At 30.7% G+C, this 24788-nt stretch carries 15 protein-coding genes and 2 rRNA genes; 7 read left to right on the forward strand and 10 right to left on the reverse strand.

Features of this window, described 5'->3' with window-relative positions; all coding sequences use genetic code 4:
- Positions 1 to 125 precede the first annotated feature (125 nt).
- From V3255_RS03895 to dnaA, 4 genes are all read right to left on the reverse strand, one after another.
- Positions 126 to 584, reverse strand: coding sequence for a 23S rRNA (pseudouridine(1915)-N(3))-methyltransferase RlmH (locus tag V3255_RS03895; protein ID WP_303535806.1), 459 nt, complete (start codon positions 582 to 584; stop codon positions 126 to 128).
- Positions 584 to 2443 carry a tRNA uridine-5-carboxymethylaminomethyl(34) synthesis enzyme MnmG gene (mnmG, locus tag V3255_RS03900; protein WP_337903028.1) on the reverse strand — a complete coding sequence of 620 codons (1860 nt, stop codon included), beginning with the start codon at positions 2441 to 2443 and terminating at the stop codon, positions 584 to 586. The genes V3255_RS03895 and mnmG overlap by 1 nt, the downstream gene beginning before the upstream one ends.
- 85 nt (positions 2444 to 2528) lie before the next feature.
- A complete protein-coding gene (locus tag V3255_RS03905; protein WP_337903029.1) occupies positions 2529 to 3665 on the reverse strand; it encodes a DNA polymerase III subunit beta in 1137 nt (378 codons plus the stop codon).
- Positions 3666 to 3825: 160 nt separating this feature from the next.
- Entirely contained in the window at positions 3826 to 5214 is a 1389-nt protein-coding gene (gene dnaA, locus V3255_RS03910; RefSeq protein WP_332976808.1) for a chromosomal replication initiator protein DnaA, read from the reverse strand.
- Between the two features lie 181 nt (positions 5215 to 5395).
- Here dnaA and rpmH point away from each other — a divergent pair, with 181 nt between their 5' ends.
- The 5 genes from rpmH (at position 5396) to V3255_RS03935 (ending at position 11357) form a co-directional block, all read left to right on the forward strand.
- The gene (gene rpmH, locus V3255_RS03915; protein WP_044284298.1) at positions 5396 to 5539 is read left to right on the forward strand and encodes a 50S ribosomal protein L34; all 144 of its coding nucleotides are present in this window, start codon (positions 5396 to 5398) and stop codon (positions 5537 to 5539) included.
- A gap of 14 nt (positions 5540 to 5553) precedes the next feature.
- Positions 5554 to 5892: a ribonuclease P protein component gene (rnpA, locus tag V3255_RS03920; protein ID WP_044284280.1), complete on the forward strand. Its 339-nt coding sequence runs from the start codon at positions 5554 to 5556 to the stop codon at positions 5890 to 5892.
- On the forward strand, positions 5882 to 7711 hold the full coding sequence (gene yidC, locus V3255_RS03925; RefSeq protein ID WP_337903031.1) for a membrane protein insertase YidC: 1830 nt from the start codon (positions 5882 to 5884) through the stop codon (positions 7709 to 7711). The genes rnpA and yidC overlap by 11 nt, the downstream gene beginning before the upstream one ends.
- Positions 7712 to 7791: 80 nt before the next feature.
- Positions 7792 to 10236, forward strand: coding sequence for a hypothetical protein (locus tag V3255_RS03930; protein WP_337903033.1), 2445 nt, complete (start codon positions 7792 to 7794; stop codon positions 10234 to 10236).
- 38 nt (positions 10237 to 10274) lie between these two features.
- Entirely contained in the window at positions 10275 to 11357 is a 1083-nt protein-coding gene (locus tag V3255_RS03935) for a hypothetical protein (protein WP_337903034.1), read from the forward strand.
- A 611-nt stretch (positions 11358 to 11968) separates the two neighbouring features.
- On the opposite strand, the gene V3255_RS03940 is transcribed toward V3255_RS03935, so the two are convergent.
- The 6 genes from V3255_RS03940 to V3255_RS03965 all read right to left on the reverse strand — a co-directional run bounded on the left by V3255_RS03940 (position 11969) and on the right by V3255_RS03965 (position 20129).
- Positions 11969 to 14437 carry a valine--tRNA ligase gene (locus tag V3255_RS03940; RefSeq protein ID WP_337903035.1) on the reverse strand — a complete coding sequence of 823 codons (2469 nt, stop codon included), beginning with the start codon at positions 14435 to 14437 and terminating at the stop codon, positions 11969 to 11971.
- Positions 14438 to 14447: 10 nt separating this feature from the next.
- Complete coding sequence (locus V3255_RS03945) at positions 14448 to 16370, reverse strand: hypothetical protein (RefSeq protein WP_337903036.1); 1923 nt, start codon at positions 16368 to 16370, stop codon at positions 14448 to 14450.
- Between the two features lie 3 nt (positions 16371 to 16373).
- Entirely contained in the window at positions 16374 to 17339 is a 966-nt protein-coding gene (locus V3255_RS03950) for a substrate-specific component FolT of folate ECF transporter (RefSeq protein WP_337903037.1), read from the reverse strand.
- A gap of 87 nt (positions 17340 to 17426) precedes the next feature.
- On the reverse strand, positions 17427 to 18950 hold the full coding sequence (locus V3255_RS03955) for an MATE family efflux transporter (RefSeq protein WP_341516252.1): 1524 nt from the start codon (positions 18948 to 18950) through the stop codon (positions 17427 to 17429).
- Positions 18951 to 18993: 43 nt separating this feature from the next.
- Positions 18994 to 19476, reverse strand: coding sequence for a transcription elongation factor GreA (gene greA / locus V3255_RS03960; RefSeq protein ID WP_252263052.1), 483 nt, complete (start codon positions 19474 to 19476; stop codon positions 18994 to 18996).
- Positions 19477 to 19514: 38 nt separating this feature from the next.
- Positions 19515 to 20129: a BC85_0335 family putative methyltransferase gene (locus V3255_RS03965; protein WP_337903040.1), complete on the reverse strand. Its 615-nt coding sequence runs from the start codon at positions 20127 to 20129 to the stop codon at positions 19515 to 19517.
- A gap of 512 nt (positions 20130 to 20641) precedes the next feature.
- On the opposite strand from V3255_RS03965, the gene V3255_RS03970 reads away from it, so the two are divergent.
- Both V3255_RS03970 and V3255_RS03975 read left to right on the forward strand, forming a co-directional pair.
- A 16S ribosomal RNA gene (locus V3255_RS03970) occupies positions 20642 to 22173 on the forward strand.
- A 441-nt stretch (positions 22174 to 22614) separates the two neighbouring features.
- Positions 22615 to 24788 (forward strand): 23S ribosomal RNA (locus V3255_RS03975).
- Together the 16S and 23S rRNA genes form the textbook arrangement of a ribosomal RNA operon.

A 24788-nucleotide genomic window follows, 5' to 3' on the forward strand; every position in this document is an offset into this window, starting at 1 on the left:
TAAAAATTAAGATTTTAAAATCAAAAAACACTTATTTACGGGTGTTTTTTCATATTTATATTCACTAAAAAGTGAATTTTTGCCTTAAAACTGGGAAACTCGGGTGAGTTCATTTTTTCCTTTTTTTAGTCATCATGGTGGTACTTTCGATTATATTTTATAGAAAGTCCGCGATAAATTTGCTCAAGAAGTACAAGTTTGAAAATTCTATGGGGGAAAGTAATTTTACCAAATGATAAAAGTTTAATATTTGGTACTTTTTCAAGAATTAACGCTTCATCAACACCCCTTGAACCGCCGATTATAAGGCAAATATTTGCCGAGTTTAATAGTTGTGAAAATTCTGGGCTAGAAATAGTTTGACCACGCTCTGTAAAAAGAAAACAGCTATAATTTTTAGGTATTTTTTCCAAAATTAGCTTTGTTTCAATGGTTTTTTTTAAACTTATGTTTTCATTTTGACTTTCGCTAAGATTGATTAAATCAACTTGGTATTTAAATTCCTTAATTTTATTGATTTCTTTTTGATATAAAACTGAAAAATCTCTAGAATTGCTTCCAAAGGCAATTATTAAAATTCTCATTATGTTTTTGCTTCTTTTTGCATTTTTAAAAGATTAAGATGAAATAAAAGCATTTGAATATCTGCCGGATTTACGCCACTAATTCTACTTGCTTGGCCAATGGTTTTTGGTCTAACTTTTGAAAATTTATCGAGCGCTTCAGTTGATAAATTAGCGACTTTTTGATAATTTATATCTGTTGGTATGAGTAAATTTTCAAGTCTAATCATTTTTTCGGCCTCAGAATTTTGCTTTTGAATATAGCCTTTTAAGCGAGAAATGACCATTAATTCATAGCCGTATTCAAAATCGGGCAAAATATCTTTAAAATCAACATCGGGTCGAGAAATTAATTTTAACTTTGAGATTCCAGTTTTTATACCGTATTTTTTTGCCAACGGATCTTTTGGCGACAAAAAATCTTTAGAAAGTTTTTCTATTTTTTTATCAATTTTTTTGTATTTTTCTTTAACTTTTAGGTAATAGTCTCTTGAAATCATACCAGAAACAAAAGCATATTTTAACATTCTGATATCAGCATTATCATTTCGAAGAATAAGTCTATATTCTGCTCTTGAAGTTAGCATTCGATAAGGTTCTTTTGTTCCTTTTGTCACTAAATCGTCAATTAAAACGCCGATATAGCCGTCATTTCGCAAGATTTCAATTGGTTTTTTCTTTAAAATAAATTGTCCTGCGTTAATTCCAGCAACCAAACCTTGGGCTGCGGCCTCTTCATATCCACTAGTTCCGTTAATTTGGCCAGCCATAAAAAGCCCTTTTATTTTTTTAGTTTCTAAACTTTTTTTCAATTCAAGCGGATTAATTGCATCATATTCAATTGCATAGCCGTATTTTGCGATTTTTGCATTTTCTAGACCCGGGATTGTTTTAATAATTTGGTCTTGAACTTCTTCGGGCATTGAGGTCGAAAGGCCGTTTATGTACATTATGTCTTGTTTTTTTGTTTCTGGTTCAAAAAATATTTGGTGTCTAGGTTTGTCAGAAAAACGGACAATTTTATCTTCAATCGAAGGGCAATAACGAGGTCCAACTCCCGAAATTAAGCCTGAATACATTGAGGATTTGTCTAAATTTTCGTTTATTATTTGGTGTGTTTTTGAGTTAGTGTAAGTCAAATAACAGGAAATTTGTTTTTTTAGTTTGTGTTTTGATTGAAACGAAAAATTTATATTATAAAGTGGCAAAACTTCACGTTCAACTTTTGAAAAATCAATGGTGGAAGTAAGAATTCTTGGTGGGGTTCCTGTTTTAAGTCGTTGTAATTCAAAACCGAGTTTTTTTAAATTATTTGACAGCAAATTTGAGGTTTCTTGACCATCAGGACCACTTGAAATAGATGAAGAACCGCGAAGAACTTTTGAATCCATGTAGGTTCCGGTGGTTATAATTACACTTTTTGCAAAAAAAACAGCCCGTTTTTTTGTTTTTAGACCAAAAACGCGGTTTTTTTCAACCAAAAGTTCAGTTGCTAAATCTTCAAAAATAGTCAAATTTTGCTGCTCTTTTAGATCTTTCAGGATAATTTTAGAATATTTTTCCTTGTCAATTTGTGCCCGCATAGCTAAAACAGCAGGTCCTTTTGACTCATTTAAATATTTAATTTGAATCATTGCAGCATCAGAAAATTTCCCCTGCACACCACCAAGAGCGTCAATTTCTCGAGTTATTATCCCTTTAGCAGGCCCGCCGATTGCTGGATTACACGGCATTGATGCTAATTTTTTTTTATCAATTGTTATCAGCGCAACTTTGAAACCTTTTTTTAAAAGTGCATAAACTGACTCAATTCCGGCGTGACCACCGCCAACTACGATTGCATCAAACTCTAAACCACTTTTATTTTTTTCTTTTGACATTTTAGACTTTCTAAATTCAATTAATTAAAAAATTATACTATATTTTAGCTGTTTTTATTGATTTTTTAAAATAGAAAATCAGCTTTTATACAAGAATTAGACCAATAAGTTGGCTAGTTTCAGGGCGTTCAGGTGATTTTATGAGCATTTTTGTCTTTTTATCATTTATATAAATTTCAATAATGTTGTCAAAAACAGAAATTGCGTCTTTAAGATAACGATAATTGACATTTATTTCAACAAATTCAGGATCATACTCGTCAAAATTAGCAAAAATTGGATTCATTTTAAAGTCAATAACATTTTTTGTTGAGACATTAGATTGCCCTGAATCTTGTCGTGAAATAAAACCTTTTAATTCAGTTTTTGACATTGTAAGATTAATTACATTATCTTTTCCGGGCGAAATTATCGTAGTTTTATCAATTAGATCGATAATTTCGCGCTTTTTTATAGAAAAGAAATATAAAATTTCATCTTTTTTTGGCAAAACGTTTGAAATATCTTTGTAGTCTATTGTCAAAATTCTTGATTGAATAGTTAAATTATCGTAAATGTAGCTAATTTTTGTCGGTTCAATATTTAATTCAATGTCTGAATCAAGCTCTGGGGGTATAAAATCTTTCAAATTTTTAGCATTTACAGAAATATTTATTTTACTTTGGTTAAAAATTTCAATTTTTTCTGAGGCAAATCTAGTTGTGTCTGTTGCTGAAAAAAATAAATAACCCGAATCAGAACTAAGATTTATAGCTGATAAAACTGGTTGAGAAGGGTTGTTTGTCGTTGCAAAAGCTGTATTTTTTACGGCTTTTTTAAAATTTTTTGCATTTACAATTAATTTTATCCCTTTTTGGTCAAAGTCAATTTCTGGGAAAAAACTAGCATTAATAAGACTTTTTGTAAATGAAGCTTCTTCTCAGGAAACAATTAATTCGTTACCTTTTAATTCAAAACTAATTTCTGAATCACATTTTTTTATAACGTCACGTAAAAAAAATCCATCAATCAAACAAAAACCGACATCAATTATTTCAATTAAATTTTCTTTTTCGATAAAAACTTTATAAGAAAGTTCGCTATTTGTCGATATTATAAACAAACCACCTCTCGTTAATTTCATAAAAAATGAGCTCAGTGGAGAATTATTGTGACTAAGAATTGCTACTTGCATTCTTTCGATTTGTTTTTCAATAATGTTCTTTTTAATTCTAAATTTCATTTTTACTCCTTGCAAAATAAATAATAAATTTAGTTAAGTTTTATTAAGTTAGGTTATGTTTAGTTTAATAAAAATTATAATAAGTTTGTGTAAAAGTCAAAAAAAACAAAAAATCTTTAATTTATAGTGTTTTTTTACCAAAAAACAATGTTAATTTCTATTATTTTTTATGTTTAAAACTTCAATTTAAATGTTTATATATTTGATTTAAGGCCAACTCTAGTTCGTGATTGTTGCTTTGTTTTAAATCATCGATTTTTCTAAGTGTAAAAATTATTGTCGAATGTTTTCTGTTGTTGAAAAATGACCCAACCTCATTGTGTGTTAAGTCAAGAATATTCTTAATTAATCAAATGGCAATATCACGGGCGTGAACTATATTTTTGTCTCTTTTTTCACTTTTTATATCGTTGACAGGAATTCCGTAATATTTAGAAACGCTCTGAATTATTAAATCAGGAGTGATTATTTGTTCAGTTTCATGTTTTTCTACAAAAATTTCAAGCATTTTTTGCTTGTCAAAATAAATTTCGGTCTGAAATTTAATTCTATTTGTCTGAATGTAGAAAACAATTGACTTTAGCGCGCCCTCAAGTTCCCTGATTGAGTTTCGAAAGTGTTTTGAAAGAAATTCAAGCGCTTCAGTTGTCCAGATGTGCTTGTCCAAATTTTGCTCGCGCAATTTATGTGTAAAAATGCGCAAAAAGTCCTCTTTTTTGGGCTTATTTAGCTTTATATGCAGTCCTGAACCAAACCTTGTGATAAATCTTTCTTCAAAACCACCTAATAAAGAAGGCGATTTATCTGACGTAATAATCACAGTTTTATCATTTTCAATAAATTTGTTCAAAATTTCAAGTGCAACTATTGAAGTTTGGTGTTTATGGCCTAAACCTTGAATGTCATCAAATAAAAAAACGTCAACTTGATTCAGTCACTCTAAAAAATCACTGATTTTATTGCTCTCACCGTTTTGCATTCAACCGGTTATGCAACTTATAAACTTATAATCATTAATGTAGAAAACTTTTTTGCCTTTTTCAGCAAGCAAGTTTCCGATGGCGTTAATAAAATGAGTTTTCCCTATCCCTGATGGTCCTGAAATAAAAATCGGCGAAAAATTGAGCTTTGTGTCGCTTATAATCGAATCGTAAATGCTAAAAATCTGGAAATTATAGTTAGACCTTATAAAGTTTTTAAAGGTAAATTTATTCAAAAAATTGTTTATTTTAAAGCTGCAATACTTGTTTTTTATAGTAAAATCCTGCACTTGTTTATGTTTTGCTATATAATTATTTTCATTATTAAAAGTCAAAACCTTAGAAATTTCAAGGTTAGAAATTGCCTTTTCTACAGTATCAATTCATCGAGAAATAACTTCTTGTTTTGCAATTTGGTCTGTAAAATCAACGATAATTTCGTTTTCGGTCTCGTTTACCACAAAAATTGTTTGAAAAAAATTGTTGTAAACCATTTTGTCATTTAATAGGTTTTCAATTTGTTGCCGAAGTTCTTGGGTTCTGATTTTTATATTACTATTTGCTTTCATTTTTTTTGATTTTTCCTTCTTTTGTGGTAAAATTTAGAAACGTTTACTTTATTTTTATATAAGAATATAAAAAGTGTTAAAATTTAACTATACAATTTTGGGTGCAAGTCAACAAAATAACTATGTTTTTTTAAATTTTAGCAATATTTTTAAAAAAACAAATAAAACAAAAGGAGATATCATGAAAAGAACATACCAACCAAATAAATTAAAACACATAAAAACTCATGGCTTCCGCGCACGTATGTCAACTGCTGACGGTAGAAAAATTTTAGCAGCTCGAAGATTAAAAGGTCGTAAAAGATTAACTGTATCAGATAAATAGTTTTTAGGATAATTTTGCAAAAAATTCCGACTATTAAAAAAAATTGAGAATTCCAAGCAATAATCGAATCTAAAAAACAGATAGTTACAAATTCTCTTATTCTTTATTATTCAAAATTTGCTTTTTTCGAAATTGGTATTTCAATTCCGAAAAAATTTGCTAATGCAGTTAAACGAAATTATTATAAAAGGCAAATCAAAAATATTCTTCATAGCCTTCAAAAAAATTGACCTTCTGCACCAAAATTTCGAGTAATTTTAATAACAAGAAAATCATTTTTAACACTTAATTTTAAAGAAAAAGAGAACGAAATTATTAAAATATTCAAAGAATTCCAAAAAAATGAAAAATAAACAAACACGACCAAAGGCTTTTGATTACTTCCAGAACCAAAACGGTTCAAAAAAAAATAGCTTCAAAAACTTCAAATCTATTTTCAAATTTTTGAAAATCTTTTTTTACACTATTATTTTCGGAATTTCTCTAACCGGTTGTATTCAATCATTAGTTGTAAAAACTTCGCATAACGTTGGCGAAGCACTTGAGTTTTATAATTCTAAAGAAGAAATAACCCCCAATTATACAATTTTTAAAAAATCAGAAAATGAAAGCGCGCCTGGCATTGAATTAGCGACAAAAAACAATAACTTTTTGATTTCAGCTGACTCAAAAAAAGTAAATCAAAAAAGTATTTTAAACGTCTTAAGACAACAAATTGGAGATAAAAATTCAGATTTTGGTGAGTTTAATTCACTTCTTTTGTTCCAAAATAATGAAAATGAATTTGAATATTTAAAAGGTGACAAAACTAATGAATTTATTTTTTTCAGTTCTGCACAAAAATCATATGAGCAAAAAACTGTTTGAACTGAAATAAAACTTCCATCTCCAAAATATTTTAGTCAAAAAGCTGATAAAAATTATTTTGAAAGTCTGCAGAACGCCAAAAGTTTGCCTATTAATAATTTTAATTTTCAAAATAACAATGATACAGCCAACATAACTGAAAAAATTGACCAGTTTTTCTTTAAAATAGACAGTAAACTCCCGCCTGTTAATCGGAGTTATGCAACTTTTAGCCGTGATGTTCTTCAAGTTCTTTATAATAAATTAATTTCATTACCAGAATTTTCAAATAATAAACTGGAAAATGCAATTGAAGAATTTGAAACAAAAGCAGGAAAAGAAATTTCTCCTGAAACTGAAAAAATTATTTCTGGATACGCTGAATCTATAAAAAAAATAATTTTTCCTATTAATTTTTCCCGAATTGATATACAGAACAAAACTTACAACTGGAACAATAACGACGAAGAATTTGCAAGAAAAATTGCTTTCCAAAATCAAGTTCCATCATTCCCGATAGTTAGCTGGCTTGAGTCATGGAAATTAGGGCCTTTTTATGCAATGTTTGTTTACCCGATTTCTAAAATAATTACGTGAGTCACCTCGTCTCAGTCATTATCTGCCTGATCTGGTTGAATAACAATTTTGGCGATTTTAACAATCGTTGTAATAACAAAACTTATCTCTTTTGCTTTCAGATTTAAAACGATTTTTGGTCAAAATAAGCAAAATGAACTACAACTAAAAAAAGCTAAAATTGATGCAAAATACGAAAATTACAAAAAAAATAAAGTCATGCAACAACGTCATCGACAAGAAGTTGCTGACCTTTATAAAAAGAATAATTTTTCACCATTTGCGCCTTTTTCCCAAATTTTAGTAACTATGCCTATTTTTATAGCTGTTTGACGAGCGCTCCAGGGAATTCCTAGCTTTAAAGTTACTTATTTTTTAGGTCTTGAATTAGCAGCAACTTCTTATCAAAAACTTTTTGATGGACAATGAATTTATCTTCCAATAATAATTATTACGGTTATAGTTCAAGGATTGCAGCAAATAATTCCAAAACTTTTAAATAAAAATAAAACAAAAAGAATAATAAATGCTCAGGAAAATGAAACATATAAAAAACAAGTAAAAACACAAAGAATCATGTCAATAATTTTTGTGTTTTTTGGAGTAATTTTTCAAGCTTCACTTCAAATTTACTGAATTATTGGTGGTATTTGAGAAATTATGCAAGCACTTGGCGTTCATTATTTCCAAAAATCCAAGACTTATCGTGAAAAAGTTCAACCCTGAATGCGTAGGAAAAAATGGATCTAATAATATAAATAAAGGTTTGCAAAAATTCGCTAAAATAGTATTAAATGTTTAAAAAGTTTAAAAATCTACGGAGATACTAAATGAATAACAAAATTTCACCTTGTATTTGAACACTTATTTCAAATACACACCTTCGAAAAGCGGAAAGTTTAGAAATATTAATTAAAGCACTTTATTTAAATAAAGAAGAAATAAACCCAAATTTTAAAAGTAAATGACTAAAAATTTACAAAAATAAAAACTGAAAACCAGTCGGAGATTTGAGCGAACACATAAGATTAGCCTCTCAACTTGGGATAGCAAAAACAAATATTTTAGTTAATGGGCAGCAAAAACTTAATATTTTAGCTAAATTAATAAACAATGGAACAATAAAAGTTCGCGAATATATAAGCATTATTTTGTTTAATTTAGTTACTTTTATTAATGAAGAATATCGTCACTTGTTTAAAATGACGCTAGAATTGCTCAAAGAGAAAGAAAACCAACCAGTTTCAGTTGATGAAATTTTCGATAATTTTAATTTTGGAGAGCCTTTCTGCCCTGAATTTGATGAAAAACTTCAGCGTTATAATTTAACACAAAAAGACCACATTTTTTACATTCTAATTTCTGGTATCTTTTTTGAAGTGTTGTCTTTTCGTGAAAAAAGTCAACAATACAGCACAAAATTTTTTAAAATAAAACTTTTTGACTATTGATATTCAAGAATTGACGAACTAATAAGTAAATGTAACAACCAATTAGAATCATATAATTTTGAAAAAGCAAGCGCTGTAAGGCTAGATCCGGAAAAATGATCTAATTATTTAACCTCAAATTCGCAAACAAATTATGACTATATAATAAGTGTTCTGAAAAATAAAACACAAGAAATACCTTCAGTTTTAGCTACAAATGAACCTACAAACGAAACTCAGACCGAAAAAGAATATACTCAGGACGACTCAACATCCCAAAACCAAGTTTTAGATCAAACTGAACAACCAGAGACAATAACTGAGTTAAACGAACCTGAAATTAAAATCGTCGAAGAGACAATCAAACCCGCTGAAAAAAAGTGTAATTTAGGCGAATTTTCTCAATTTTATACACCTGAATTTGATAGTCAAAGTTGCTGTGAAAATGATCTTAAAACTTTATCAAAAAATCAAAATTATCCTATGAATTTAGGCGTAATTTTAGATTCTCAAGCAACATATTGACCTGGAAACACTGAGAAAAATCTCGAAAATTCAGGCGAAGAATATTCAACTAAAACAAAAAAATCTTTATCTGGCATTTTACATTCTTCTGAAATTCTTTCCTGTCCTTGTGAAAATTCACAAACTAGCAATTCAAAATCAGTAAATTCAAATTCAACTAAAATTGAAGACAGCAAAACATCTGAACAAAAAACAGAACAGCTAGAAAAAGACTCCGTAGATTCAGAAAAAATTTGCTATTTACCGACAGAATCACAAACCCAAATTAATAATGTAAAACTCCCAGCTTCTACATTTTTAAAGTCCAGAGAGCATTATTACAATTATTTTATTAACAACGTATATAAATTAATTGACTTTTCAATCAAAAATTTACTAAATCAACCCAAATTTAAACAAAATTTTTTCAACTTATTAGAGAAAAGAAAAATTAATGACGAAATCACAATAAGTCAAAAACAAACAAAAATAATGTCTGGTAAGAATATATTTTTAATTTCCCCATCCCAAAACCAGATTTATGACGAAATTAAAAACAATATTTTTAAACACGATTTGGACAAAAACAACTATGAAATAGCAACTTTTTCTGATAATTACACTATTCAAGATTTTGTTGGTTATAGTGATTTTAGTGTTGATGAAAAAAATCAGGCTAATTTTATTCCAGGTCCATTTTCACGGATTTTGAGAACCTCATTTTGAAATCTAGATAAAAAATATTTCTTAATTCTTGAAAACATGGATAAACAAGCTGGAATTGATTTAGTTTCACAACTAAAACCGCTCTTTTATCGCGATGAAAAAGCTAGCAGCTTTTTTTCAATTTCACTCCCAGATATTTCTTCATATGTTTTTTTAAATGAGGACCAAAAAATTTATATTCCGGCAAACCTTACAATTATTGCAACTGCTGTTGTCGATGTTGAAAATCAAGAATTTGACTTTCCGGTTGATTTACTAGAAAATTGAGATTTTAAACATTTGCCTAACAAAAAGCAAGCAAACATTTTACCAAAAAAAGAAATTTGTGACACCGGTTTGAATTGAGATGATTTTTTAAGGGTTTTAGAAAACCAACTCGCCAATAAAAATCAAGACTACATTTTACAACTTCCTTTTGAAATAGATCAAAATATATTGCAAAATCCGGATCTTTTTGCTAACAAAGTGCTATTTTTCTTATGAAGTTTTACCTTTAAAAATAAAAGAGAACTAATTTTTATCTACAACTCATTTTTAACTTTGGCAAATAAATTCATTAATTCCGAAGGAACAGAGCGCCTAAAAATCTTTAAAGCTAATTTTTTTGAGTCGTAAAATGTATTAATTTTAGAAGAATTTATTTAAATTTAACTATGAATTTTAACAAAAAAGTAAAAAAAATTTTTCGGCATTTTCTATTTAGTAGTTTTTGAATACCACAAACTATTTTTATCATAGCCTCATGTGGAGATACTGATAAAACTGATGATGGGTTTAAAAATCCAATAGGTCTGGGCGTTCAAAATGCTGTAAATTTGAAAAAATTCATTAATTCAGAGAGTTTAATTGAAATTCCTGCCGAAAAACAGCAGCAAATATACGAGCAAAAAGATTCACAATTTTACCTACTTAATCTAACGGATGCTCCAAAAATTTCAAATTCACAAAAAATAGATCCCGAATATATATCAAGATTCAGTCCAAATTCGGAAATAACATACTTAAATTTAATAAATCGCTACTACAATTCTAAGCAACTTCAAAAAACTAAGCGCCAATTAAATCAAGGCCCTGACTCAATTTATGTCCCAACTGTGGCTGAAAATGCAAAGGATTTTTGGTTTGTTTATTTAATTCCAACTTCAGTTGGTTTCACAGAATTTGAACAAAACGGCCAAAAAATCAGCATACCTGAAACTTCAACAAAATTTCCTCGAACCTTAACTCCGTATTCTTCTATTGAGTTAAAATTGCTAAAAAAAGATCTAATTTCAAACGATAACAAGAACTATTTGCAAATAAATGTTAATCAAATGCTTAATTCTTTTGCTTATAAAAGAAAAGATCCTAACGATCCCCAAAGTACAGAAAAAAATTTATTTGGCTTTCTTGAATCAGAAACATTCCCTAATTACAAGCTTTATTTAAAAAATATTGATTTTGAAAAAAAAGAAATCACTTTCACATTAGATGAAAAACAAAACAATCTAAAACACGAAATAACGCAAAAAAATTCCCTAGATTCAAACATTTCAGTGATTAATTTGGAGTATAAATCTGATAAATATGAAAAAAACGCTAATCCCGAAGCATTTTTTTCTAAAACAAAAGATCCAAAAGATAAATTATCAGATTATCCGTTTGTTAGATTTTTTACCCAAACTTTTGTTGTTCCTTTTGAAGGTAAAACAACTAACTTTGACAATAATTTTTCTATAATAATCGAAAAAAAATAGTTTATTTTTTCGTAAAATCCCGATTTTCCCACTTTGATGAGATAATCTTAGAAAAGCGTCCGATTTTGGCGCTTTTTTAACTTTTTTTGTAAAAGTTAAATACTATTTTAAAACACTAGCAAAAATCAATTTATGGACAAAACAACAAAAACCATAAAAAAATACAACTACTATTTAAACTCAATGCAAATAGAAAACTCGTTTTTATTTGCAGCGAGCCTAAAAAAACATATGAAGTTTTGAAAGAACAATAACCAAAAGCCCTAAATTTATAAATTTCTAAACGGGTAAATTTAAGGCACTCCATTATATTTAAAAACATAATGGATAATTCGCATTTTCTAATTTTTATGGTAAAAACATAATTAATTCCCCCTTAATTCAATATCAAAATTTATTAATTCATTCTTAAGTGAACTTGATTATAACATAACTTTATTTTTTACCAAACATTTTTTTTTTTTTTTGCAAATGGTTAATTTTAAAATAATAAAAATTAAGATTTTAGCACAAAAAACCCGAATTTACGGGTATTTTTTTATATTCAGATTCACTAAAAAGTGAATTTTCGCCATCAAACCCGGAAACTTAGGATAATCGAAAAAAATAAACTATTTTTTTTCGTAAAATTCTAATTTTTCTTTAAATTTCTTAAGTTTTTCGCGTTCTTGTTCAACTTTTTCTTTAGGCGCTTTTTCGACAAATTTTTGATTAGAAAGTAAAGTTTCTGCCCTTAAAATTTCGCTTTTTAAGAACTGAATTTCTTTTTTATCGTTTTCTTCTTGCGCTTTTTTTACTTCGTCAGGAATTTTAAGCGAAATTTTAAATTTTTTGGTTTTGATAATAAACTCGTTGTTTGGAACCCATTTTCCAAAAACCAACTTACTAATAATTTCAATTTCTTCTTTTTGGAACTCGGCATCAAGAACACAAAATTCCAACATAATTTTTTTTGAAATCTGTAAATTTTCACGGTAAAATCTTAAACTATCAATAATTTCAAGGATATTTTCGACCTTTTGATTGTCACTAAATTGCCTAACTCTAGGCATTTTTTGTTCTAAAATTTCCTCGTCAAAAATTTCTTCCATCAAAAAATCAGTCAAAAAAGGCATAAAAGGGTGCAAAATTATCAAAACACTTTTTAATAATTTTCTAGCGTAAAAACCATTTTGTCTAGTTTTAATTAATTCTATATAACGAGAAGAAAAATCCCCAAAGATAAAATTATTAATTTCAGTACCAATCACGCTAAAATTATATTTTTTAATGTTTTTTACAATTTGTTTTTTAAAATCGTAAATTTTACCTTCCATTCAAAAGTCGATAAAATCTGGTTTTCTATAAGAATTATCTAAACTTTTAATGTATTTGGCAATATTTCAAAGTTTATTGCTTAAATTTCAAGCTGAATTTAATTTTTCAATGCTAAACCTTATATCTTTTCCCGGGCTAGAATTAAAAAGAAGCATTTGTCGTAGAGAATCTGAGCCGTATTTTTCAATTATTTCCATAGGATCAATGCCGTTTCCGAGTGATTTTGACATTTTTCGCCCTTCTTCATCACGAATAAGGCCGTGAAGCAGAACTTTTTCAAAAGGTTTTTTATCCATGACAAAAAGAGAGGAAAAATACATTCTAGCAACTCAGAAAAACAAGATATCTCACCCAGTAACGAGCAAATTTGTCGGAAAATAGGACTTAATTAATTCAGAATTATTAGGCCATCCTAAAAAAGAAAAGGTGCTAATTCCTGATGAAAATCAAGTATCAAGAACGTCTGGATCTTGAGTTCAACCTTGGCCAGGTGATGTTATTTGAACCTTAAATTCGTCATTTTTATACCAAACAGGGATTCTGTGACCTCATCAAAGTTGGCGCGAAATAGTTCAGTCGTGGATTTTATCGAATCATTTTCTTAAATTTTTCTCAAATCCGCGTGGGTAAAATAAAATTTTATCTTTTGAATTCAGGTGGGAAATTAAAGACTGAGCTAGTTCATCCATTTTGACAAATCACTGTGGTTTTTTAAGAATTTCGACAATTTCGCCACTTCTTTGTGAAAAGCCGACATTTGAAACAACGTCTTCGACTTTAATTAAAAGGTCTTCATTGTCAAGTTTTTTTGCGATTAAATCTCTGGCCTCAAATCGATTTTTACCTTCAAATTCAAGGGTATTTTTATTTAAATTACCATAGTCATCAATGCAATCTTCGGCAGAAAGGCCGTTTTTTTCTAGAATTTCAAAGTCTAAAATTGAATGAGCCGAAACTTTCATGACACCAGAGCCAAAATCTTGGGCAACATTTGAATCGCCAATAATTTTTATGATTTTTTTAGTCAAAGGATGAATAACTTCTTTGCCAATAAAGCCTGAATATCTTTTATCTTTTGGATTTACGGCTAGAACAACGTCGGACGAAATAGTCTCAATTCTTGTTGTTGCCACGGTCAAAAATTCGCTTGAGTCTCTCAAAAAGTACTTTAAATAGTACATTTTTTGATTTACAGGTTTGTTGATAACCTCAATATTTGAAAGTGCGGTTTGTAATTTTGGATCCCAATTTATCGCTCTTTTTCCGCGATAAATCAATTTTTTTTCTCATAATTTGATAAAAAAATTTGAAACAGCGACCTGAGCCTCACTGTCAAGCGTAAATCTTTCTTTGGAATAATCAAAGGCAATTCCTAATTTATTTCACTGTTCTTTGATTTTTAGATATTGCCGATCTTTTCACTCATAGCATTTTTGGATAAATTTTTGGCGGCCTAAGTCGAATTTAGAGATATTTTTTTCGGCTAAAAAAGCTTCAACTTTTGCCTGAGTAGCAATTCCAGCATGATCAACACAAGGCAATAAAAGTACATCAAAACCTTGAAGTTTATGAAATCTAATCAAGGAATCTTGAATAAAAATATTTCAAGCATGACCTAAATGCAAGTGTCCTGTAACATTTGGGGGCGGACTTATGATGGAAAAAGGTTTTTTTGGATTTGTGCTAGCATAAAAAAAACGCTTATCAAGTCATTTTTGGTTTCTATTTTTTTCAACTGTTTTATGATTATATTTATTTTCCATGATTCACCGCTTATAAATTTATGACAAGAATATCTTCGTCCAAAAGTGTGTTTTGGCTTGAGAATTCGTTAGTTACTTTTATATTTTTTATAGGATTTCAAAAATCAGCATAATATTCAAAATTATTGTTGATTCCAGAGGGGTTTTTTCGAAAAACTTCGTTTTGTATTTGTTTGTAAAGTTGTGTTTCAAGCAAATACAAATTAGTTCGATCAAAACTACTATTTTGGTAAAAAAACTTAGCAAATGTGGTTTTTGGTGTCAAAGGCAAATCTACCTCTTGAATATATTCGATTAAAGTACCGTTTTCGATAAAAACAATGCTAAAATCACGAATAGGTTTGATTGACCGTTTTGCACAAATGAAAAGTTGGACCAAATTGTCGCCGTCATTAAAAAAATGCTGAAAAAGTTTTTGTTTGTAAGTAGTGCCTAAGTAAAAAGAATTTTCGTCAAATAAAAAGCGAGTATAATTGCCCATTTTTGTTTTTTTTAGTTCTAAAAAAAACAAAATATTTTCAGGAAGTTCGCCGTAAAATTGGTAAAGAATGTCAAAATTAATTTTGTTTTCAAAGCAAAAAATTAGGAACTGATTTTTTCTCAAAAAAGTATCAATTCTACTTAAATTATAATAGTAAAAAAAATTTTTTAAATCCATCAAAGTGTCTCTTAAAAAAGCAAAATGAGTTCAGTATTCGCTTTTTGAAATTTTGTTTTTTAGTCTTCTTAACTTGTTTTCGATAGAAGCAACTCAAAGTCTTTTTGCAAAAAAAGAGTTACGAAAATTCTTCTTTTTAAGACTTTTTTTCATTCTAATTACTTCGTGTTGTCACAAAACATTGGCTCGTAGCAAAGTTTTACTGTTTACTTTAAGATTTTGGTAATAGGGATTTTCCTTGCGAAAAGAGTTGATTTTCTTTGTTCGAAAGTGTTTTTGTGCCTTTTTATTTTTTTCTTCAAGCATTTTTTGCTGACGATTTTTTTTCCAAAAAAGTCAAAAATCATCAGCAAAAGTTTTATCAAAAAAGTTTTGGACACTTGGAATATTATCAAGACTTTTTTGATTTAACAGTTTAGACATCCAAACTTCAAATTCGTAGTAAATTTGAAATATTTGCTCAGTTGACAGTCACCTGAAATTTCCACTTTGTTTTATCAAATTCAAAAAGCAAGTATAGCCAGTAGTAAAAATTTTTATTTTATAAAGGTCGGCATCGGCCGAATTTGTTAGCGAATTATGCTGGCTAATAATGTTTTTTATATCGTTTTTAATAATTTTTAGTGCATTTTGGGTTGTTTCATTGCTTTTAAAGTTGTCGAATTTAGAATCAAAAAAAGGGTTGCTAAGTTTTAATTCCTGGTTTAAATTTTCTTGCTCAACTTTTGGATTTAACTCTGTTTTTATGTACAAATTATAAAAATTTTCGTTTAATTTTTTATAATTGCTTTTAATTTTATTGACCATTTCGGTAAAATTAAAAGAAAAAAAAGCACTTTTTTCCAATAAATTAGTTATTTGATTATCCATGTTTGTTAGAAATCGATCGATTTCGGGCATTGTCAAATACAACATGTATTTTCTTGTTGTATTAGTTTCAATTTCGAATGGCTTTGTGTTTCAATGGGATAAAAGAACCTGAATTACAAGCTTTTTTTTAATTTTTTCATACATTTCTTTTGATAAAAAATCTGAAAAACAACTGTTTTTGCTGTAATCATAAGGTCTGTCGTTTTCAAGAATAAATCCATTATAAGAATTTTCTTTTTGAAGAATTGTTTTGAATTCATTAAAAAAATTTGGATCAGAAGAATAAATAAATCCGCATTGTTTTGCATCTAATTCAAGACTAAAATAATTTCAATACTTATTTTTTATATTATGAAAAACAAGTTTTTGCTTTTTCTCGTTATTAAAATTAATAATATTTTCCATAATTTAAGTAAGAGAGTAAGAGAATTTTTTGTAAACTAGCGGTAAAACAGCTCTTGCAGTGAAATAAATAACAGAGGCATTAATCCAAATTTTGGCAGGAGAAATAATTATATGCGTCAAAAAAGCCGTTTCAAAATTATTAAGTGCACCAGATTCTACATCACCTTTTGCAGCAAGAACGCTTGCAATTGGCTCATGCAAGGCAGAAAATGCAACGATTGGAACAAGAGTCAAATATCGCTCATTTTTACGGAAAAAGTTAATAAAACGCGCAACAAGTAAGAAGATAATCATTGAAAAAGTACCAAAAAGAATCAAAATTAAAAACGAAGTTTTGCTAGAAATGAAGCGCGCTTTGCTAAAATCAATAGAAGAATTAAACATAACCGTCGAAATAACTGCCGAAGCTATTAAAGCCAGGACAAAAAAGCTCGATATTCAATAAAAATTCAGTAATGCTTTTTCTTCAGTTCAAGCTTGGACTTTAGCAACTTTTTTTTGTAATCTAAGCAAATTTTGCCGCATTTTTCGCTCTAAGTTTGCGTCTTTTGAGTTATGGCTTATTGCATGATAAGTGTAGTTAAAAATTTCTCGCTTTTGGGTAAAAATTTTATCTCCTAAGCGTTCTAAAATTTTGTCTTTTTGGAATCATTTTTTCCCTTGAACAACAAAAAATCAAAAGAAAACGCCAGGAATAAACCCAGTAAGTGAAAGGCTGAGAGTATAATACCAAGAATAAACGCCTGGAATGAACAAAAAAGTAATTAAATCTGATAAAAAACCGGTTAAAAAACCAACTATTGGCCCAAAAATAAAGCCCGTTATTTTAATCGGCAGTCCAATAATTGAAAAGCGAAAATTAGGCAAAAGAGCAAAAGGAGCCAATCTGACCCCGATTATTAACATAATTACCGAAATTGATATGAAAATCGCCACAAAAGAGATTTTCATATTCGTCAGTTTAGCCATGAAATTTCTCCTTTTGCCAAAATTTTCCCCTTATAAAATGAGTTTAACTTAATAAATTATAGCAAAAAAATTATAAACAACAACATTTTAGATAGATTCTTTTAAGGCTGAATTTTCAAGCGTCAAATTAATCGCTCAATTGCTTTTTAGATAAATTAGTTCAAAAATTATTCACTTTAGAATATCTGAAAGGTAAAAAACTGTCAGTGAAATAAAAAGTTTTAAATGAACCTCAGAAATCAGCGGAATAAAAACTAAAACTATAAGAATTTGTCAAACAAGTTGGCCTAAACCGGTAAAAAAATCTCACCAACTGGCAAAATTAGCCCGTCCGCCGGCTTTAATTATCGTTAAAGAGGCATTAATTTGAACCCAAATTGGATTAATTAAAATTATAACTATACAGATTATAAAAATCTGATTTAGATAAAAATCAACGGCCAAAACTTTTTGGGCGTCAATAATACTTTGGTCAACAGGTAAATTATTTTCGTTAAAATAATCAGAGAGTCCTTTTTGAACTTGTTCTTTAATTCCCGTTGTAATCAAGTCAGTTTTTGTGATAGCAAAAACGATAATAAAGGCAACAACTGACATAACAACTGAAACAACAAATAAAAAACCTTTTAACATTGCGGCGTTTTTTTTGGCTAGTTCAATTTTATTTTGACCTAAATTTTGACCAACGACAATTGAAACACTTGTCTGAATTGAGGCAAAAGTTGTAAAAAAAATGTTAGCAATTGTGAGAATTATTCCTGAAATGGTTAAGAATCCAATGCCCCAAAATTTATAAAAACCACTGCCATCGTCAATTCCAATTGAACCAGGCGGCAAACTTTGGGATCAAAGAACAGAGCGGACTGAAATAATTAAAGAGGCAATAGTTACAAGCGACATTCCGACAAAACGGGCAAAAAACTGCTTTCAAATTTGTCTTTCAATTTGAAACATTTTGAAAATTGACAGACTTATTTCTTTTCTATAAAAAAGTTGATACAAATACATTAAAAAAGAGGTTATTAGTCTTGAAATTACAGTTGCAAGCGCTGAACCAGCGACTCCCATTAGTGGAATTAAGAGAAAATTAAGGCCAATATTTGTTACTAAAGTCAAAGTGTTAAAAAGAACAGAAACTTTCATTACGCCAATTTCGCGCAGAATTCCTGAGGAAGTGACAATGTAGGCAAACAAGATTCAAGAAAAACTTATTATAAATAAGTAACTTTTTGCCTGATCAAAAATACTCTGGTCTAAACCTGACGAACCCCGTCTCCACTGAACAACCCTGAGCAGACTTTCAGGAAAAGCTCACGAGAGAACGGCAAAAAATAAAATAACAATAAAAGAAAGAATATATCTAATATTATTTACTTGTTGGGCGAGTTTAAATTCTTTTTTTCCTCAGTATTGGGCAAAAATAATTGACCCGATTGTGTTAATCGAAATTATAAAAGAAAAAACAATTCCTGTTCAAAAATTGGCCATCCCGACAGCCGTAATTCCGCCACTGATTTGGGAAACCATGAAATTATCAACAAAATTATTTATCGAAATAAAAAGCGTTGCTAAAATTACTGGAATAGTAATTTTAGCAAATTTTTTCCACATCTCTGGGGAGTCGGGAAAAAATTTTTTTATTGAAAAATGCATTTTATTCGTTAGTTACTTCCAGAATTTTAACCGAATATTTTTCATTTACATCAACTTCAACTTCATCGCCTTCATGTTGACCTAAAAGAACTTGTGCAATCGGTGAAAAATTGGAAATTTTATTCGCAAAAGGATCAGCGTCAATTGAAGAAACAATTTGAAAAGTTTGAACTAAACCACTTTCAAGATTTTTAAGGGTAACTTTTGATCCAATTGAAACTCGTTTTGATCCTGAACGAGTTTCAATTATTTTTGCCTTGGCAATAATAGCTTCAAATTCACGTATTTTTGACTCAATTATCCCTTGTTTTTCACGGGCTACATCATATTCGGCATTTTCAGAAAGATCGCCTTGAGAACGAGCGTCTTTAATTTCTTGAATAACATTAACACGCTCAACATTTATTAAATGTTCAAGTTCTTTTTTAATTTCATCAAGTTTTTGTTGGGTTAAAAGAACTTCATCATTCATTATTTTTTTCATTTTTTTCCTTTTTAAACAATTTTTAGTAAAATTTTAATTTATTTTTTTTGAATTATCAAAAAATCATAATAAAAAAATTCATCGAAGTGAATTTTATGCAATTTTAACATTTTTAAAATTGCCCTTCGCTGCTTTTTTTTATATTTTCAAATTAAGTGTCCACCAATTTTAACCTTTTCTAAAAATTCTTGAAAATTTTTAGGGTTAATTTCTACCGAAATTAAAATAAAATCAAAAAAAGCTTCGCAATGGCTTGTGTAATTTAGATTGTTTATTTGCAATTTTTCAATATTTTTTTGCAAACTGTTTTGATCAAGGTGAGATTCAAAAACTGTATTTGTCGAGTTTTTAATATTTTTTTGACTAAGACAAGCCACAATTCCGTCTTTTTCAACAAATAAATTTGCTTTTGAATTTGTTTCCCTTATTTTATTAATAACAAATTCAAGACTTTCAACGAGCCAAATATCGCTTTCTAATTCAGTAACTTGTGATTTTAGATCTATTCACTGGTCATAATTTTGACTTTGGTGTTCAAAATTATATTTTTTAATTAATTTATTTTTTTTGACTCATGTTCAAACAAAGGAGACTAACGCAACTAAAAGTGCAAAAATCCCGGTTATTAATAAAACAATTTTTCAAATCGGCATATTTCTCCCCTAAAAAACACTAATATAATAAATTATAAGTTTTTTTGTAAAACCAGCAAAAAAATAAAACAGAGCAAATTTTCCCAAAATAAATATGTAAAAATTTGTAAATTTGAAAAAAAATATTTTTATTTGCTTAAAAATTTTAAAAAAATATTTTTTTTCAAATTGGTGGGTCATTTTTGAGATTAGTTTTGGCTGGTGCAAAGCAAAAAAACACCAAAAATTTTACAAAATTTATAAAAAAATTAGCAAAAAATGACTATATATAATATAAATTAAAGAAGAAAAAAAATTTTTTTATTTTTTTCTTGGTTTTTTTATTTTGCCGGGTTATAATAACTAAGCTTTGTTTCAAATGAAGAAACAGGCAGCGTAAAAAAAAAAAAAAAAATTATTTGTAAAAAATTTTTTTGTGATATAATTAGAGTTACGCTGTTAAAACGGCAAAAAAAATTTTAGATCTTTCAAAACTAGGTATATAATTTCAAAACCAATTTCAAATTGAACGCAATCATGAGAGTTTGATCCTAGCTCAGGATAAACGCTATCTGTGTGCTTAATACATGCATGTTGAACGGAATATGTTAGCTTGCTAATATATTTAGTAGCAAATGGGTGAGTAACACGTACCTAACCTACCTTTTGGACCGGGATAACTATTGGAAACAGCAGCTAATACCGGATAAAATAAAAAAATGCATGTTTTTTTATTAAAAGGAGCCTTTAAAGCTCCACCAAAAAATGGGGGTGCGCAACATTAGTTAGTTGGTAGGGTAAAGGCCTACCAAGACGATGATGTTTAGCGGGGCCAAGAGGCTGTACCGCCACACTGGGATTGAGATACGGCCCAGACTCCTACGGGAGGCAGCAGTAAGGAATATTCCACAATGAGCGAAAGCTTGATGGAGCGACACAGAGTGCAGGATGAAGTCTTTAGGGATGTAAACTGCTGTTGTAAGGGAAGAAAAAACTAGATAGGAAATGATTTAGTCTTGACGGTACCTTATTAGAAAGTGACGGCAAACTATGTGCCAGCAGCCGCGGTAATACATAGGTCGCAAGCGTTATCCGGAATTATTGGGCGTAAAGCGTCCGCAGGTTTTTTGTTAAGTTTAAGGTTAAATGCTAAAGCTCAACTTTAGTTCGCTTTAGATACTGACAAAATAGAATTATGAAGAGGTTAGCGGAATTCCTAGTGGAGCGGTGGAATGCGTAGATATTAGGAAGAACACCAATAGGCGAAGGCAGCTAACTGGTCATATATTGACACTAATGGACGAAAGCGTGGGGAGCAAACAGGATTAGATACCCTGGTAGTCCACGCCGTAAACGATGATCATTAGTTGGTGGCAAAAGTCACTAGCACAGCTAACGCGTTAAATGATCCGCCTGAGTAGTATGCTCGCAAGAGTGAAACTTAAAGGAATTGACGGGAACCCGCACAAGCGGTGGAGCATGTGGTTTAATTTGATGATACGCGTAGAACCTTACCCACTCTTGACATCCTCGCAAAACTATAGAGATATAGCGGAGGCTAACGAGATGACAGATGGTGCATGGTTGTCGTCAGCTCGTGTCGTGAGATGTTAGGTTAAGTCCTGCAACGAGCGCAACCCTTTTCTTTAGTTGCTAACATTAAGTTGAGAACCCTAGAGATACTGCCGGTGCAAACCGGAGGAAGGCGGGGATGACGTCAAATCATCATGCCTCTTACGAGTGGGGCAACACACGTGCTACAATGGCTACTACAAAGAGCAGCGAAACAGTGATGTCAAGCTAATCTCAAAAAAGTAGTCTCAGTTCGGATTGAAGTCTGCAACTCGACTTCATGAAGTCGGAATCGCTAGTAATCGCAGGTCAGCTATACTGCGGTGAATACGTTCTCGGGTTTTGTACACACCGCCCGTCACACCATGGGAGTTGGTAATGCCCAAAGTCGGTGAGTTAACCTCGGAGACCATTGCCTAAGGCAGGACCGATGACTGGGGTGAAGTCGTAACAAGGTATCCCTACGAGAACGTGGGGATGGAACACCTCCTTTCTACGGAAAATTACTACTACTAAATGTGGTTAAAATCAAACTAACACATTATAAAATTTAATAATTTGAAATAATTTGTTCTATTAATTCATTTTCTCCTTGTTTAGTTTTGTAAATATTATTTTTTTGTAAAGTAAATTTTTTTAACTTTTTTTAATGAATTTTTTAATACAATAGCAATTTGAAATTGATTATGTACCTAGTTTTGAGAGCTCTAAAACTCTCAAAATGTCTGTAAAAAGACAATATTAGCTCTTTCAAAACTGAACAGTAACAATTTTATATCTGATCTAAAAATCAGATAATATTCCAAAGTCTTTTAAAATTAAACCGAGTTTATTTTTAAAATTTTATAACTTTTAGTTATAAGAACTCTAAAATTGTTAAAATACCTTAAGATATATTATCTAAATAGGCTATACTCAGAAGATAGTTTTAACTTTTTAAATAAATAAGAGTATTTGGTGGATGCCTTGGGTCTGAAAGTCGATGAAGGACGTGATTACCTGCGATAAGCTTCGTGGAGCTGGAAATAAGCTATGATACGGAGATTTCCGAATGGGGAAACCCAACCTAGCAAACCTAGGTTGCGCTTTAATGAATTCATAATTAAAGCAGCGAGATACGTTGTGAATTGAAACATCTTAGTAACAACAGGAAAAGAAAATAAATAATGATTCCCAAAGTAGTGGCGAGCGAAATGGGAGGAGCCCAAACCGTTTTTACGGGGTTATAGGACATTTTAATTGAGTTACAAAATTATATAATAGCAGAAAAAGTTGGAATGCTTTGACAAAGAAGGTGAAATCCCTGTACGCAAAATTATATAATCTCATAAATGTATCCTGAGTAGGGCGGGGCACGTGAAACCCTGTCTGAATTTGCCAGGACCACCTGGTAAGGCTAAATACTAATCAGACACCGATAGTGAACTAGTACCGTGAGGGAAAGGTGAAAAGAACCCCGAGAGGGGAGTGAAATAGATTCTGAAACCATTTACTTACAAGTAGTCAAAGCACGTTAATGTGTGATGGCGTACATCTTGCAGTATGGTCCGGCGAGTTATGTTAGCAAGCAAGGTTAAGCGGATTAAAGCGCAGCCGTAGGGAAACCGAGTCTGAATAGGGCGTTTAGTTTGTTGACATAGACCCGAAACCAGGTGATCTATCCGTGAGCAGAATGAAACTTTGGTAAAACAAAGTGGAGGTTCGAACCGTAGTACGCTAAAAAGTGCCCGGATGACTTGCGGATAGTGGTGAAATTCCAATCGAACTTGGAGATAGCTGGTTCTCTTCGAAATAGCTTTAGGGCTAGCGTGTAGAAATATAATTAATGGGGGTAGAGCACTGAATGTGGAATGGCGGCACCTAGCTGTACTGACTATAATCAAACTCCGAATACCATTAATCTAATCTATGCAGTCGGAACGTGGGTGATAACGTCCACGCTCGCGAGGGAAAGAACCCAGATCGTCAGCTAAGGTCCCAAAATTGTGTTAAGTGAGAAAGGTTGTGAAATTTCTCAAACAACTAGGATGTTGGCTTAGAAGCAGCCACCATTTAAAGAGTGCGTAATTGCTCACTAGTCAAGAGATCTTGCGCCAATAATGTAACGGGACTAAAACACAATACCGAAGCTACGGGCAATTATTTAAAATAATTGCGTTAGGAGAGCGTTTTAATTTCGTTGAAGCTAGAGGGTGACCACTAGTGGAGAGATTAAAAGTGAGAATGCCGGAATGAGTAACGATTCGAAGTGAGAATCTTCGACGCCTATTGGGGAAGGTTTCCTGGGCAAGGGTCGTCCACCCAGGGTTAGTCAGGGCCTAAGGAGAGGCTGAAAAGCGTATCCGATGGACAATCGGTTAATATTCCGATACTTGTTAAAAAAATGATGGAATGACGAAAAAAGATAGTTTTACCACTTACTGGATTGTGGGGTAAGCAGTTAGAAAGTTATGCAGGCAAATCCGCATAACATTAATTTTGAGCTGTGATGCATAGGGAAGAGGAGACTCAAGTACCGAATTAAATGATTCTATGTTTCCAAGAAAAGTTTCTAGTGTTAATTTTTTAACAACCTGTACCGAGAACGGACACACGTCCCCAAGATGAGTATTCTAAGGCGAGCGAGAAAACCAATGTTAAGGAACTCTGCAAAATTATCCCGTACGTTCGCAAGAAGGGATGCCCTTTTTTAAAGGGCCACAGTAAAACGAGGGTGGCAACTGTTTATCAAAAACACAGCTCTCTGCAAAGGTGCAAACCGAAGTATAGAGGGTGAAGCCTGCCCAGTGCCCGAAGGTTAAGCGGAGATGTTAGCTTACGCGAAGCATTCAAGTGAAGCCCGGGTGAACGGCGGCCGTAACTATAACGGTCCTAAGGTAGCGAAATTCCTTGTCAACTAATTATTGACCTGCACGAAAGGCGCAATGATCGCCCTACTGTCTCAACATTGGACTCGGTGAAATTATGGTACCAGTGAAAACGCTGGTTACCCGCATCAAGACGAAAAGACCCCGTGGAGCTTTACTATAACTTCGTATTGAAAGTTGGTTTATTATGTGTAGGATAGGTGGGAGATGATGATACAAGGGCGCTAGTTCTTGAGGAGTC

The organism is Mesomycoplasma ovipneumoniae (genome assembly GCF_038095975.1).
Classification (GTDB): domain Bacteria; phylum Bacillota_I; class Bacilli_A; order Mycoplasmatales; family Metamycoplasmataceae; genus Mesomycoplasma; species Mesomycoplasma ovipneumoniae_C.